This window comes from Bacteroidetes bacterium SB0662_bin_6, from assembly GCA_009839485.1.
In the GTDB taxonomy this organism is placed as follows: domain Bacteria; phylum Bacteroidota; class Rhodothermia; order Rhodothermales; family VXPQ01; genus VXPQ01.
In genome coordinates, this window is the sequence record VXPQ01000032.1 from 291,880 (window position 1) to 305,830 (window position 13,951).

The window sequence follows — 13,951 nt, forward strand, 5'->3', positions numbered from 1 at the left end:
GAATCAGGGCATGACATCCACCTCTTCGTCCCTCAACTCGAACCGGATATGATCCCGGTAGGTCTTGTAGGCAGCCATGATCAGCGCAGTGACGGGAACCGCGATGATCAGCCCGACCCAACCCATGAAATGCGCGAAAATGAAGAGCGAAAGGATGATCAGAACAGGGTGGAGCCCCATCTGCTTGCTCATGATATTCGGGACCAGCACCGTCGATTCAAGAATCGACTGGCCCATCAGAACAGCCACGATTTTGAGCACATCGACGTACCAGGGATCGCCGAGAAACAGCCCGATGCCTATCCCGATGATATTCGTGACGATAATGCCGATGTTCGGGATAAGATTGAGGATACCCCCAAGAATACCGATCACGAGGGCGAACGGCACGTCGAGAAGGGTAAGAACCACCGACACATTGAAACCGGCGATGGCGCAAATGATGAGTTGGCCGCGCAGGTAGTTTCCGACCACCTCGCCGGTTCGGAACAGATAGTCGCGGCGGCCTCCGAGGGTTGGAAACAGTTCGACGATCCGCCTTTTGATGGGCGGGAAATCTTTCAACAGGTAGTAGTGCACGACCGGCAGCACAGCCACGAGCGCCACAGCGCCAAGCACCGTGCCGATCTGCGTCAGAACGGATTGCAGAAGGGTCGGAATCCTCGTCGCCAGATTCGTAGCCTGTTCCTGCAGGAAACTGGTAAGATCCCGTACGATTTGATCCCGGTCGACCCCCACCTCTTCGAGATTGTCGAGCAACGTGGCAGATTGCAGCCAGGCGCGAAAGTCGTCCATGGTGTCCATCAAACGCAGAAACAGTTCTTCAAACTGGGTTAACAGCGTGGGAACGACCAGAAAGATGAAGGATGCGAAAACCCCGATCAGGGCAGCCGTCACAGCAAGGGAGGAGAAAGCGCGCCGGATGCCGAAACGGTCATGCAGCATGGTGACCAGCGGATCGAAGAGATACGCAAACAGATAGACCACCGCGAAGGGCATCAGAATGATGGCAAGGTCATTGAGCGCCCACAGAAACAGCATGACGGCGCCCGCTACCAGCAGGACCCGCACCGCGCGGATTTTCCGCAGAGGCCACAGCAGAACAGCCCCGGCAAAGGCGACAAGCGGGGGGCCGATAAAATCCTCGCCCATCTGGTAGATCATCCCCAGAAAAAGAAGAACGCCCCCCACGAGAAGTGCAGTCCGGAATGGGGTCAGGCGTTGATCCGGTACGGGCAGGAGCTTCGGCGATTCGTCGGGCATGCTGAATGGGGCCAATGCGGCTTCTATCTTCTACTTCTATGCACTCGCCTTGCGCTTTTCGTAGACGGGCTCGGCGCCGTGCAGCACCGTATCCCGTGTCACCCGGCAGGTCGCGGCATGCGGTTGGGTGTGGAGATCGTACATGATTTCGAGCATGATCTGCTCCATTACGGAACGCAACCCGCGCGCGCCGGTGCCGAGTTTTTTCGCCCGCTGCACGATGAGTTCGATCGCATCGTCGTCGAAGGCGAGTTGCACGCCGTCCATAGCGAACAGCTTCTGGTATTGTTTCACCAGCGCATTCTTCGGTTCGAGCAGAATCTCCCGCATAGCCTCGTCGGTAAGCGGATCCAGGGCGGCTACGACCGGAACGCGACCCACCAGTTCGGGAATCAGTCCGAATTTCAGGAGATCGTCCGGCTCGACGCTTTTCAGGATCCCAGGATCGTTGCGATCGAACACTTTGCGGCGCTCCGACATGAACCCGATGGTATTGATAGACATCCTGTGCGCCACGATCTCCTGGAGACCGTCGAAGGCTCCCCCCACGATAAAGAGGATGTTCCGGGTGTCGATGTTTATCAGACTCTGTTCCGGATGCTTGCGCCCACCCTTCGGCGGCACTCCGGCCACGGTACCCTCAAGGATTTTAAGCAACGCCTGTTGTACACCTTCTCCGGACACGTCGCGCGTAATGGAAGCATTGTCGCTTTTCCGCGCAATCTTATCGATCTCGTCAATGTAGATGATCCCCTGTTCTGCGCGTTCGACATTAAAATCGGAAGCGTGCAGGAGGTGGGTCAGAATGCTTTCGACATCTTCGCCGACATAGCCGGCTTCCGTCAGCGCCGTGGCGTCCGAAATGGAAAAAGGCACATCCAGAATGCGCGCCAGCGATCGGGCAAGCAGTGTTTTGCCGACCCCGGTGGGTCCGACCAGCAGCACGTTGGATTTTTCCAGTTCCACATGGTCGTACTCGTGCACATACCGGTCCGTGTCTATCCGCTTGTAGTGGTTATAGACCGCGACGGACAAAGCTTTCTTCGCATACTCCTGCCCGATTACGTATTCGTCGAGCGCTCCCTTGATTTCACGCGGGGCAAGCAGGCGCGGCTTGACGGGCGATGTCCGGGAAGCCGTCTGCGCCTCCGGAACGCTGCTGATCACGCTCGCCGCTTCACCGATACAACGGTCGCATATATATACGCCGGGTTCCCGAGCCTGCACCATGGACGCGGCACTGTCCACCGATTGCCCGCAGAAAGAACACTGGATGATGTTATGTCTGGTACTCATACAGGAAGAGAATGTATGCGTGTATGAGGAAGCGCCGGATCGCCGCCAGCCCGCTTTCGCTGCTTGTCTTCCGCTATAGATACCGCTGTTCGATTAGGCAGTGTACGCAAAACCTGTGTACACGCATAATTACGAATAAGGTAAGAGTTCCTGTGGAGCGATGCTGTCAAAAGACATATTACCCCCATATCGGCCAGTGCACGCCGAAACGGAAACGGCCCGCAGGAAGCGGGTATACCGGCACGAGCATGGTCCCTTCCACCAGCGATGCACCCGCCGGTACATGATCGTACACGAAAAAAAGACGGGCCGTGCGCACACGTACTTCCGCCACGATATTGCCTGTGTTCGAGGCGCCGAGCAATAGAGAAGACGCCTCCGGCACGGCAAGCAGCCCGGTGGGCGCATGGAGCGATCGACTGTGAAAAGCGGACCATGCCACGCCTTCCGCGTAAAGATCGAAGCGCAGATCGCCCTGGAAAAGCGCATACCGCACGCCAAGGCGCGCCCTTGCGAACCAGCGGGGAAGCGTACCGGCAAGACGTTTATGCAAAGGCGAGCCGCTCTGTTCGACAATGTGCGTAAAGGTAGGACGCGCCATCGCATAGAACCCGCGCTGGGCATGACGGCGCCAGCCGATATCCGCGTAAACAGCCACCTGTCGGAGGGGTGACGGCGCCATGGTCGTAACGACTTCCTCAGCGGCAACAAACACATCGACCGGATCACGGGCCTGGTACCCGAATGCCCCAAGCGCTATGACAAAGGGGCCTTTCCGTACGGACCCCTCCGTATACATCGAAAAGGTTCGTCCCGGCCGTACGTCGCGTTGTCCGCGCAGGGTGCCGAAACCGGTATCGTATGCGACGGGGGTACGCGGTTTGCCGGTCGAGGCGCCGACGCGCCAGGAAGTTCGGATTCCGCGGCGCGCCAACCGGACCGAACCGGCAAGGCCCCCGCTCCGGTGAAAAAACCAGCCTGCCGCCGGCTCCAGAGTCCATTTCCGTTCCTTTCCATCCTCACCGGGGCGCCCGAAACGCAGCGAATCGCGGGCCTCCACATACATGGCGAAGCGACGTACTGCGGATTCCCGGAATGTCCCTCGAGGCGCCATGTGCTCCGACCACCCCTCCATACGGATCGCAAGCCGGCTCCTGACAGTGCGCATCAGGGGCTGGTGGACACGCACCCCGGTACGCATCGAACGGGTACCGAGCGTGTCCAGGGCGTTGTGGTACCGGAATGTTTCTGTAGAATGATACACCGTCGAAGAAGTGACGCCGGCAGGGAACAACCGGGCGCGCACGATGCCCGCCAAACCGTTGCGCACGATACGCCGCTCGGCTTCCGGCATATCGACCTGGGCGATATCGCTCCGGTAGATCGCGTCGGGATCACCGGGCAGAACCAGGACTCCCTCGTGCGCGCCGATCCGGCGGCGCTGGCTCATATACAGCACCTCTGCCGACCAGGCACGCTGCGTATACCGCACGCGCAAGGTGGTGCGTCGTCCGCGCGCCAGATTGCTGCCCGGATACGGGACCTCTGTGGCCCGCCCGCCGTAGGCCCCGAGCACCTGCAGCAATCCGGGATGTCCCCTGAACGATCGCCGCCGTTGCTGGGCGTGCACTACATCTATGCTCTGGAGTCCCTCCCCATCGCGCCAGTAGGTGGCTTCGGTAAGGGGCGCCGGTCCTTCGTACGGCCGCAATTGGGCATGCACGCCGGCAGGATGCCCCCTCGCCCCGGCGGGGTCAAAACGGGGAGGCGCAACAAGAGCCAACGGAACCAGATCCCAGGCCGGGCGCCCGGTGAAAATGTCCGTAAACGGAATGCCGTCCAGAGTAAGCGGGCGCGTGTTGGGAGAAAGCCCGAACGGACTCCAGCCGTCGGGCCAGCCCGGACGATCGAAAAGGTAGGTGAAGCTGCCGGGCGCACCGGCAACAAGTTCGACAAGACGGATATCGGGCCGGAGCGCCGGGATCGAATCGGAAAGGGCCCATACGCCCCTGGTCTCCTCATGCAATGCATCCCCGAATCCCATCATATCAAGAGGCATCCGGGTAAGGGAATCCAAGGCGGCCGGCGCCGGGTCAATACCCAACGCCGTGGTATCCGGCTCTTGTGCGGCTACGGGAGCACACAACAAGCACCCAACCAGAACGATATACCGGAGGCGCCCGGCCAGAACGATACACCGCAGGTACGCCGTCATGCCGACCCCGATTTTCCGCGCCGTTTCAGGTAGGACAGGTTTTCCGGCGAAAACGGCTTGAATGCGAGGTCAAAATCCTGATAAAAAGCCGTGCTGTCGCAGGTGTTGCCCTCCATGAGCATGTCGAACTGGTCCAGGGAAACAGGAAGGATGCCTGTGCCGTCCAGAAAACGGATCACCGGGCGCACAAGAACGGAAGGGTTCGGGATTTTCAGTTTCCGGGCGTGTCCGATCGCATCCGTTATGCGGTCGAGCAATTCAAGGAATGTGATGCGCTCCTGCCCCCCGGCATAATAGATCTTGCCATGCGCCGCATCCAGCGTGAGCGCCTGCACGAACGCCGCCGCAATTTCCTCGACAGACACCGGCTGCATCTCAAAGCGGCCGTTGCCGAAAACGGGCAGCACCGGCAAGGGACGCACCAGGGTGCGGGCCAACTCGGACGCAAATTCGAAACCGCCCGGTCCAGGGTCTCCGAAAATGAGCGAGGGACGGAAAATCGTCCAGTGGGCAAAACCTGCCTGCCGGACATATTCTTCCGCATGCCACTTCGAGGTCTGATAGGCGGATACGCCATCGCGGCGGGCGCCATTCGCACTCATCTGGATAAATCGGGAAATGCCGGCCTTGCGGGCTTCGTCCACGACGGCTTTCGTGCCCCCAACGTGGATTGCATCGAAGGTAACGCCCCGTGCAGGATGTTCCTGAATAATCCCCACCAGATGAATCACGGCATCGCAGCCGTCCATGACTCCGTGCAACGTATCCGGGGAAGTCACAGAGCCGGATACCTGCTCTACACGGTCCGGCATCGCATCGGCTTTGTTTCGAACCAGACCACGCACGGTGTGCCCCTGCCGGAGCAGTTCACGGAGGATATAGCCTCCCACGAAACCCGTACTCCCGGTAAGAAAAACGGTCATAGTGTCACGAGTGGGGAATAATTCGGAGCCGGACGGACGCCGCTTGCGTCAGGTGACGACATCCTCCATATTGAAACTCTCGATGCGGCAATCGAAGTCGCGCGCACCGAAGGAAGTCCCGGTAGCATGGGCCGTAGCAATCATCGGATGGTCGAGGGGAATCATGCGGGTCTTGTTGGCGACCTCTTCGAAGGGGACACTCGTAAGCCGGTTGTTTTGCAACGCGACCATGTGCCCGAACCGCCCCTCGGCAATCATGGCGGCCGCATAGACGCCGAAGACCGTCGCCAGATCGCGATCATACGCCGTCGGCGTACCGCCCCGCTGCATATGCCCCAGAATCGTGGTGCGCACCTCACTGTCGATCTGCGTACTCAACGCCTGTTCGAGCACCTTGCCAACTCCCCCGAGGCGCACGGGGTCCGGGCTGTTTTCCACGATCTGTTTAACGACCATGTCGCCTCCCTTGGCCCGGGCGCCCTCCGCAATCATGATAATCGTAAAGTGCTGCCCTCTGGCTTCCCGTTGCCGGCAGACCCATGCCACATCTTCCACCGTGTATTCGATTTCGGGGATCAGGATGATGTCGGCGCCGCCCGCCACCCCGGCGTAGAGTGCAATCCACCCGGCGTAGCGTCCCATCGTTTCAATGATCATCACCCGGTCGTGGCTCTGTGCAGTAGTATGAATACGGTCGATTACGTCCGTGACGATCGAAACGGCGGTGTCGAATCCGAACGTGCGCTCCGTCCCCACCAAATCGTTATCGATCGTCTTGGGCACCCCGACGATCTGCATGCCCATCTGCGCAAGACCATTCGCAATGGACATCGAACCATCCCCGCCAATGACCACCAGCGCATCGAGTCCGATCAGGCGGGCGTATTCGAAAACCTCTTCCGAGACATCCGCATCGTCCCGTTTGTAGTACCTGAATGGATTGGCTATGTTACTGGTCCCGAGAATCGTGCCTCCGCGCGTGAGGATGCCGCTGGCGTCACGGTAGTGCAGGGGGCGGGTGCGCCGTTCGATCAGCCCGAGGAAGCCATCCTCGATGCCGATCACTTCAGCGCGATGCTGGAGAATGAGGCATTTCGTGACGCCCCGGATAACGGCGTTGAGCCCGGGGCAGTCTCCCCCGCCGGTAAGGACGCCGACTCGCATGGAAGCGGACATAATGTAAAAAAGAGATCGTGATGAAGGGTAGCGATGAACCCGATGTCCTGCTATAAAAAGAAGAAATGTCCCGTTACGTTCCGCCCCGGCGCATGCCACGGGGCAAACCGGGAAACGTCTCCCGAAAACGCGTCGGAAAAATGAATGCCCGGCAGGTTCCCGATACCCCGGCGCGGCACAGTGTGGTCGCGATTTTCATGGGGGTATCCGGTGTGGGAAAAACGACGGTCGGACAGGCTGCGGCAGAGCGCCTCGGGTGGTCCCTGTTTGACGGAGACCATTTTCATTCGCCGTCCAATATCGACAAAATGCGCCGGGGAATCGCGCTGAATGACGACGACCGTGCAGCATGGCTCGAAGCGTTGCGCACCCGGATCCGGCAATGTCTGGACGAAAAGGAACCGGCAATCATCACATGTTCGGCACTGAAAAAAAAGTACCGGGACCTCCTTCGAAGCGGCAATGAGGGGACGATCTTCGTCTACCTTCAGGCGAAGCGGGACATCGTTTGGAAAAGAATAAGCGCCCGCCGCGGCCATTATTTTGGAGAAGATCTGCTCGACAGCCAGTATGCGGCGCTCGAAGAACCGGAACATGCCTTCACGATCGATGCCGGAAAACCGCTTGACCGGGTTGCTACCACCGTGATAACCCTTCTCGAAAACGCCCTGAAAAACGCCCGCTGAAACGGCGCGGGAAACCGCCGGCCTGTTTTTCAGGCAATTAAGAGCCCCTCCTTTTTACGGAATGCCCCCCGAACCGGTTACGCATGGCCGAAAGAAGGCGGTATGCAAAAGACCGATCATCGCGGGACTGAATGCGCTGGAGCAGCGAGGCGGTAATGACCGGAGCTGGAACGTTGAGGTCAATCGCTTCACGAACGGTCCAGCGACCCTCGCCGGAATCGGGCACAAAGGGAGCGATGTCGTGCAACTCCGCATCCTCTTCGAGGGCGTCCGCCGTCAGGTCCAGCAGCCACGACCGGACCACGCTCCCATGCCGCCAGATCTGCGAGATGGCATGATTATCCAGATCGAAACGGTCGCTTTCCGCCATGATTGCGAATCCCTCGGCATAGGCCTGCATCATGCCGTACTCGATCCCGTTATGCACCATTTTCACGAAATGGCCGGCGCCGGCAGGTCCGACATGACCCCATCCCTCGCTGCCGTCGCACGCCAGCGCATCGAAAACCGGCACGAGCCGTTCGACAGCCTGCTCGTCCCCTCCCACCATCAGACAATATCCTTCCTCGAGGCCCCAAATGCCGCCACTGGTGCCTGCATCGACCAGCATGATCCCCTGATCGTTCAGTTCCCGGGCGCGGCGTATCGTGTTGCGATAATCGGAGTTGCCGCCGTCAATCAGCACATCCCCTTCCTCAAGCATCGGCGTAAGCGCGGCAATGGTGGCGTCCACTGCATCGCCTGCGGGCACCATCATCCAGATATGCCGGGGCAGGGTGCATTGCATCACCAACGTTTCCAGCGAATCGGCGCCGGTCATGCCGGATTGCTCGTATTCCGAAACAACCTCTGCCGAAAGATCGAATCCAATCGCATTGTGGCCATGCCGGAGAAGCCGGAGCACCATGCTGCCCCCCATCTTTCCCAAACCAATCATTCCAAGTTCCATCGTACCGATTATATGGTTGCGTAAGGAGCGCTCTTTGGAAGATAGGATCTTTTAGGGCCTGTTCACACTATGCAGCATGGCCTGTTTGATTCTTCCGTCCCGCCTGCGCTATTTTCAGGCATTCGCTCTTCCGGACCGATCATCGGTCACACCTGTCGAGAATACGCATGGATACCTCTTCTTCCGGAACGAAGTCCCCAACCTTTACGCCGTACATCCCGGCATCGCAATCCTTGCCCGAGATTACGCTCAAGGCAGTGATTCTCGGCTTTATCCTGTCGGCTGTGCTGGCCGGAGCGAATGCCTATCTGGGTCTCAAGGTTGGCCTGACCGTGTCCGCCTCCATTCCGGCGGCGGTCATTTCCATGGCGATCCTGCGCTTTTTCCGCACATCGAATATCCTCGAAAACAACATTGTGCAAACGGCGGCGTCGGCGGGCGAATCGCTGGCGGCAGGCGTGATCTTTACGCTGCCGGCCTTGCTGATGCTGCAATACTGGCAGGGGTTCGACTTTCTGGCCACGATGTCGATCGCGCTCACAGGCGGCGTGCTTGGCGTGTTGTTCACGATCCCGTTACGCAGAGCGCTCATCATCGAGGCCCAGCTGCACTTTCCGGAAGGCGTAGCCACGGGCGAAGTGCTGAAGGCAGGTTCGGAAGGGGGCGAAGGGGCCCGGTATATTGCTCTTGCAGGTGCGGCGGGCGCTGCGCTGAAACTGTGCCAGACGGGATTTCGCCTTGTGGCGGACTCGGCAGCGGGCGCGGTGCAGGCAGGCCGGGCGGTCTTCGGATATGGCACCGAACTGGGCGTAGCCCTGCTCGGCGTAGGGTACATCGTCGGGTTGAACATCGCCATACTGGTGTTTGGGGGCGGCCTGATTTCCTGGCTGTTCGGCATTCCCATCTATACAGCGTTCGCCTCGCCGGAGGAACTGGCGGCGATTACGGGGGAAGCCACGGGATACGAGGCGGCGCTTGCGGTGTGGAGCGGACGCATCCGGTACCTCGGCGTCGGCGCCATGGCCATCGGAGGCATCTGGGCGCTGCTCTCGCTCGTCAAACCCATTAAGGACGGCATTCTGTCTTCGCTGGACGCCGTCCGGCAGGCCCGATCGGGGCACCGTTCGGAAATGTTGCGGACCGACCGGGACACGCCGATTCATATCGTCCTGTGGGGCACCCTCGCCATGACCGTGCCGATTTTTCTCAGTTTCCTTTTCATTGTGGATCAGGAAGCGCTCGGCATCACAGCCGGTTTGTACGGGAGTACGCTTGCGCTCGGCCTGGTTTTCTCCCTCGTGGCCGGATTCGTTTTTGCTTCCGTAGCCGGATATATGGCCGGTCTTGTGGGGTCATCGAATAATCCCGTTTCCGGAGTCACGATCGCTACGATCCTGAGCACATCGCTGTTGCTCCTCTGGGTGCTCGGATCGCAAATCAATTTCGCCGTCGACGCGACGCAAGCCACCACGGCGGCAGCCACCGCCATTCTGGTCGGTGCGGTCGTATGCTGTGCGGCGGCGATCGCCGGAGATAACATGCAGGACCTGAAAGCGGGGTATCTCGTAGGCGCCACCCCGTTCAAGCAACAAATCATGCAGGTGGTGGGCGTCGTGGCCGCCGCCTTGGTGCTGGCGCCTATTCTGGACCTGCTGTTCCAGGCATACGGCCTCGGCGATGTGTTCCCGAGAGAGGGTATGGACCCGTCGCAGGCGCTTCAGGCTCCGCAAGCCACGCTCATGAGTTCGGTCGCGGACGGCGTATTCCGGCAGGACCTGCCGTGGAACATGATCATAGCCGGCGCGCTCATTGCCGCGATCATCATTGCCATGGACAAGTATCTGGAGCATCGCGGCGCCGAATTCCGCATGCCGGTGCTGGCCGTCGCCGTCGGCATTTATTTGCCGCTGGAGTTGACCGTCCCCATCTTCATCGGAGGACTGGTGGCCTTTTTCGCCAACCGTTCGTTGCGCCGGCGCAAGGATCAGATCGGCGGCGAGACCGCGTATGAGGAAGCCGTACAGCGGGCGGGCCGACGGGGATTGTTGTTCGCTTCCGGGCTTATCACGGGCGAGGCGCTCGTAGGCATCCTGCTGGCCATCCCGTTCGCTGCCGCGCAGAATACGTCTGTCCTCCAACTGGCGCCGGAGGGTTTCGAACCGGTAGCCAATGCCCTCGGACTGGTTGCGTTCGGCTGCTTCATTATATGGCTGTACCGCGTGGCCAAACGCGTCTGATCCCTAAACGCACCCACTGCACATCCAACCTTCATCAGGCGCTATCGGCCTTCATCATCACCTGTTTGAACCTATGAAACTCGTTTATTTCGGCCATTCCGCCTTCCAGCTCGAAACAATCGGCGCCACGCTTCTCGTGGACCCCTGGATCACCGGGAATCCGCGCGCAGAAGGCGTTGTATCCCCGGACGAACTGAACCCTGACGTCATCTTTCTTACGCATGCGCACGGGGATCATCTCGGGGATGCGCCGGAGATCGCCAAACGATCGGGGGCGCTCGTGGTCAGCAATTTTGAAATCACCAGTTATTTTTCGAGGGAGCACGGGCACGACCACGTACTTGCCATGAATACGGGCGGAGCCTGGACCTTCGACTGGGGCAAGGTCCACCAAACCTATGCCCGCCATTCGTCGTCCTTTCCGGACGGGGGGTACGGGGGCAACCCCAACGGGTTTGTGTTCGAGGTCGAGGGCAAGTCGGTGTACGCCGCGGGAGATACCTGCGCTTTCGCCGAAATGGAATGGATCGGCGACGACTTCGAGCCGGATCTCGCGCTGCTGCCGATAGGCGATTGCTTTACCTCGGGTATTCGCGATGCAGTGCGCGCAGCCGGGTTGGTGCGTCCCGATCTCACCGTGCCGGTGCATTACAATACGTTTCCGCCCATCGAGGTAGACGTGAGCGAATGGGAGCAACTTATGGACGAAGCGGGTTTCGCTACGCGGGTGCTCGAACCCGGAGATGTTCTCGAAATATAGGATACCCCGTCATTAGCCCGTCAATGCATTGTAACCGGACACGCCTGTGAAGCTTGGCATCATCTCGGACACGCACGGCTATTTTCATCCGGCGATTCCAACCTACTTCGATGGGGTGGACCGCATCCTGCATGCCGGGGATATCGGCGAAACAGACATCCTGGAACGACTCGAAGAGATCGCGCCCGTACAGGCCGTCTGGGGTAATATGGACGGGCCGGGCGTCCGTTACCGTACCGTAGAGGTGTTGCGAACCGAAGTGGAGGGCGTACGCATTTGCATGACACATATCGGGGGAAGTCCGGGGCGCTGGGACTCCCGGATCGCCAAAGCGCTCGCCGCCGACCCCCCGGATATCTTCATTTGCGGACACAGCCACATCCTGCGCATCGAACGGGTGAGCAATCCCCCGAATATGCTGTACCTCAACCCCGGGGCGGCCGGGCGCCAGGGATTGCACCGGGTCAAGACATGTGTGCTGCTGGAAGTAGCTGAGGGCAGCGCCCGGAAAGCGGATGTCGTGCACCTCGACGACAAACCGCCTCAGGATCCTTCCCGCTGATGGGTACTGATTCGGACACATCTCCCATGCGAAGCGAACGGTTCGACCTGCGCGCGCTGTACGAGACGAGCCGCCTTTTGAGCACATCTCTCGATCTGCAGTTCGTGCTGAACAGTTTGCTCCTGACGGTCATGAGCAAATTGCTGACGACCCGGAGCGCTGTGCTGATGTACGATCCGATCGAAAACGGATACCGCGTAGCCGCCACACGCAACGTAAAGACCCTCGCAGAAGGAACCGTCCTCCATATGCCCGAAATGCCGGAGGATGCCGTGCTGACGGGAGATCAGGTACCGGCAGAATTGCTGGAACACGGTCTGGAACTGGCGGCGCCGATACGTTTCGGGAGCCGGGAAATCGGCATCCTGACCGCCGGAAAAAAAGCGACAGGCGAGCCCTACACCCCGTTCGAATTGGAGTTTGTCCGATCGCTGGTGCATATGTCCTCCACGGCGGTGCACAACTCCCTGATGGTGGAAGAACTGCAATTGGCGAACCGCGACCTCGATGCAAAAATTCAGGAGTTGAACACCCTCTTCGATCTGTCGCAGGAATTCAATGCAACCATCGATCGGGAGCGTCTCGTCAAGCTGTTATCTTTTGCCCTGATGGGACAACTCCTGGTATCCCGCCATCTGTTTCTGGTGCGCCGGGACCGGACCAACGAAGACAATCCGGGCCTGTTCGTAACCACCTCCGGAGGCCTGTCGGAGCAGATTGCGCCAGCGCTGGCCGAACAGCTCTGCACGCTGGAGCAACTCGTGCTTCTGGATAACGACTCGGCGGCGTCTGCCGACATCGCTTCTTCTCCTGAAACGGTTTCCGACGATACCTGCCAGGGACTTCGCGACCTCGGGTTGATGCTGGCGCTGCCCCTGAAGCACCAGGGGACGCCTTGCGGCGCATTATGCCTCGGGCCCAAGCGAAGCGGGCAGCCGTATACCTCTGCAGACATCGAATTCCTGTCCGCTCTGGGGAATCTCACCCTTGTTTCGGTGCAAAATTCCTTTCTGGTCGAAGAGCAGATCGAGAAAAAGCGGCTTGAGGAAGAAATGCGTATCGCGCGGCGCATCCAGGAACGGCTCCTGCCGCAACAAACGCCCGATATAGGACACTACGAGGTGGCCGCGCTGGCCAGACCAAGCCGCCTCGTAGGGGGCGACTACTACGATGTCGTTCGAGTCAAGGACGAACGGCTCCTGCTCGCTATTGCCGACGTGACAGGAAAAGGCATGCCTGCGGCCCTGCTCATGGCAAACCTGCAAGCCAGCCTGCATGTCGTGCTGCCCATGGAGATGACGATCGAGCAGGCTGTGGGACATATCAATCGTGTCATATGCCAGAATACCGATACGGACCGGTTCATTACGTTCTTTCTGGCCATCCTGCACCTCGATTCCGGGGAAATGGAGTACGTGAACGCCGGACATAATCCACCCATGGTCTTACGCCAAAACGGCTCCATAGAACTGCTGGACAAGGGGGGGCTGCTCCTGGGCGTGCTCGATCAGATCGGCTACGAGCGCGGCACGGTCAAACTGGATCCGGGCGACATCGCCGTACTGTTTACCGACGGCGTGACAGAGGCCATGGGAGATGCCGGCGAGGAGTACCACGAAGACCGCCTCGAAGCTGTGCTGAGGCGGGTGCAAACACAATCCGCGGCGGACATCGTAGATAGCGTCCATAAGGACATTGCCGAATTCACCGGAAACGTCGAGGAATTGTCCGATGACCTCACCATGTTGATAGTCAAGCGGGTCGTGAAAACGGGGTCATCGGCATAAGGATACTCTGATTAAGTCCGCGAAGTACGAAAAGGCTCGAATCCCAACGCCCCGTTGCGTATCCTATAGGGACAGCCCCTTCTCGTATCTTCTCCGC

11 protein-coding genes are annotated in these 13,951 nt (G+C 59.6%); 5 read left to right on the forward strand and 6 right to left on the reverse strand.

What is annotated here, in order from left to right; translation table 11 throughout:
* Positions 1-3: 3 nt before the first annotated feature.
* From F4Y00_06060 to F4Y00_06080, 5 genes are all read right to left on the reverse strand, one after another.
* A complete protein-coding gene (locus F4Y00_06060) occupies positions 4-1,263 on the reverse strand; it encodes an AI-2E family transporter (GenBank protein MYE04517.1) in 1,260 nt (419 codons plus the stop codon).
* Positions 1,264-1,299: 36 nt separating this feature from the next.
* Positions 1,300-2,559 (reverse strand): ATP-dependent Clp protease ATP-binding subunit ClpX, encoded by a 1,260-nt coding sequence (gene clpX / locus F4Y00_06065; protein MYE04518.1) that lies wholly within the window; start codon positions 2,557-2,559, stop codon positions 1,300-1,302.
* 178 nt (positions 2,560-2,737) lie between these two features.
* Positions 2,738-4,774: a hypothetical protein gene (locus F4Y00_06070; protein MYE04519.1), complete on the reverse strand. Its 2,037-nt coding sequence runs from the start codon at positions 4,772-4,774 to the stop codon at positions 2,738-2,740.
* Positions 4,771-5,697 carry a complex I NDUFA9 subunit family protein gene (locus F4Y00_06075; GenBank protein ID MYE04520.1) on the reverse strand — a complete coding sequence of 309 codons (927 nt, stop codon included), beginning with the start codon at positions 5,695-5,697 and terminating at the stop codon, positions 4,771-4,773. The genes F4Y00_06070 and F4Y00_06075 overlap by 4 nt, the downstream gene beginning before the upstream one ends.
* A 48-nt stretch (positions 5,698-5,745) precedes the next feature.
* Entirely contained in the window at positions 5,746-6,876 is a 1,131-nt protein-coding gene (locus F4Y00_06080; protein MYE04521.1) for an ATP-dependent 6-phosphofructokinase, read from the reverse strand.
* A gap of 179 nt (positions 6,877-7,055) precedes the next feature.
* Between F4Y00_06080 and F4Y00_06085 the strand changes: the two genes are divergently transcribed.
* Positions 7,056-7,559 carry a gluconokinase gene (locus tag F4Y00_06085; protein MYE04522.1) on the forward strand — a complete coding sequence of 168 codons (504 nt, stop codon included), beginning with the start codon at positions 7,056-7,058 and terminating at the stop codon, positions 7,557-7,559.
* 37 nt (positions 7,560-7,596) lie between these two features.
* On the opposite strand, the gene gnd is transcribed toward F4Y00_06085, so the two are convergent.
* Positions 7,597-8,508, reverse strand: a complete 912-nt coding sequence (gnd, locus tag F4Y00_06090; GenBank protein MYE04523.1) for a decarboxylating 6-phosphogluconate dehydrogenase — start codon at positions 8,506-8,508, stop codon at positions 7,597-7,599.
* A gap of 167 nt (positions 8,509-8,675) precedes the next feature.
* On the opposite strand from gnd, the gene F4Y00_06095 reads away from it, so the two are divergent.
* The 4 genes from F4Y00_06095 to F4Y00_06110 all read left to right on the forward strand — a co-directional run bounded on the left by F4Y00_06095 (position 8,676) and on the right by F4Y00_06110 (position 13,854).
* Positions 8,676-10,745 (forward strand): oligopeptide transporter, OPT family, encoded by a 2,070-nt coding sequence (locus F4Y00_06095; GenBank protein ID MYE04524.1) that lies wholly within the window; start codon positions 8,676-8,678, stop codon positions 10,743-10,745.
* 73 nt (positions 10,746-10,818) lie between these two features.
* Positions 10,819-11,505 carry a metal-dependent hydrolase gene (locus tag F4Y00_06100; protein ID MYE04525.1) on the forward strand — a complete coding sequence of 229 codons (687 nt, stop codon included), beginning with the start codon at positions 10,819-10,821 and terminating at the stop codon, positions 11,503-11,505.
* A gap of 46 nt (positions 11,506-11,551) precedes the next feature.
* Positions 11,552-12,067 carry a metallophosphoesterase family protein gene (locus tag F4Y00_06105; GenBank protein ID MYE04526.1) on the forward strand — a complete coding sequence of 172 codons (516 nt, stop codon included), beginning with the start codon at positions 11,552-11,554 and terminating at the stop codon, positions 12,065-12,067.
* Positions 12,067-13,854: a SpoIIE family protein phosphatase gene (locus F4Y00_06110; GenBank protein ID MYE04527.1), complete on the forward strand. Its 1,788-nt coding sequence runs from the start codon at positions 12,067-12,069 to the stop codon at positions 13,852-13,854. Before F4Y00_06105 ends, F4Y00_06110 begins: the two co-directional genes overlap by 1 nt.
* Positions 13,855-13,951 lie beyond the last annotated feature (97 nt).

Coding starts and splice junctions, on each gene's coding strand:
- F4Y00_06060 (MYE04517.1), bottom strand. CDS start 1,263: ATGCCCGACGAATCGCCGAAGCTCCTGCCCGTACCGGATCAACGCCTG.
- F4Y00_06075 (MYE04520.1), bottom strand. CDS start 5,697: ATGACCGTTTTTCTTACCGGGAGTACGGGTTTCGTGGGAGGCTATATC.
- F4Y00_06095 (MYE04524.1), top strand. CDS start 8,676: ATGGATACCTCTTCTTCCGGAACGAAGTCCCCAACCTTTACGCCGTAC.
- clpX (MYE04518.1), bottom strand. CDS start 2,559: ATGAGTACCAGACATAACATCATCCAGTGTTCTTTCTGCGGGCAATCG.
- F4Y00_06100 (MYE04525.1), top strand. CDS start 10,819: ATGAAACTCGTTTATTTCGGCCATTCCGCCTTCCAGCTCGAAACAATC.
- F4Y00_06070 (MYE04519.1), bottom strand. CDS start 4,774: ATGACGGCGTACCTGCGGTGTATCGTTCTGGCCGGGCGCCTCCGGTAT.
- F4Y00_06110 (MYE04527.1), top strand. CDS start 12,067: ATGGGTACTGATTCGGACACATCTCCCATGCGAAGCGAACGGTTCGAC.
- gnd (MYE04523.1), bottom strand. CDS start 8,508: ATGGAACTTGGAATGATTGGTTTGGGAAAGATGGGGGGCAGCATGGTG.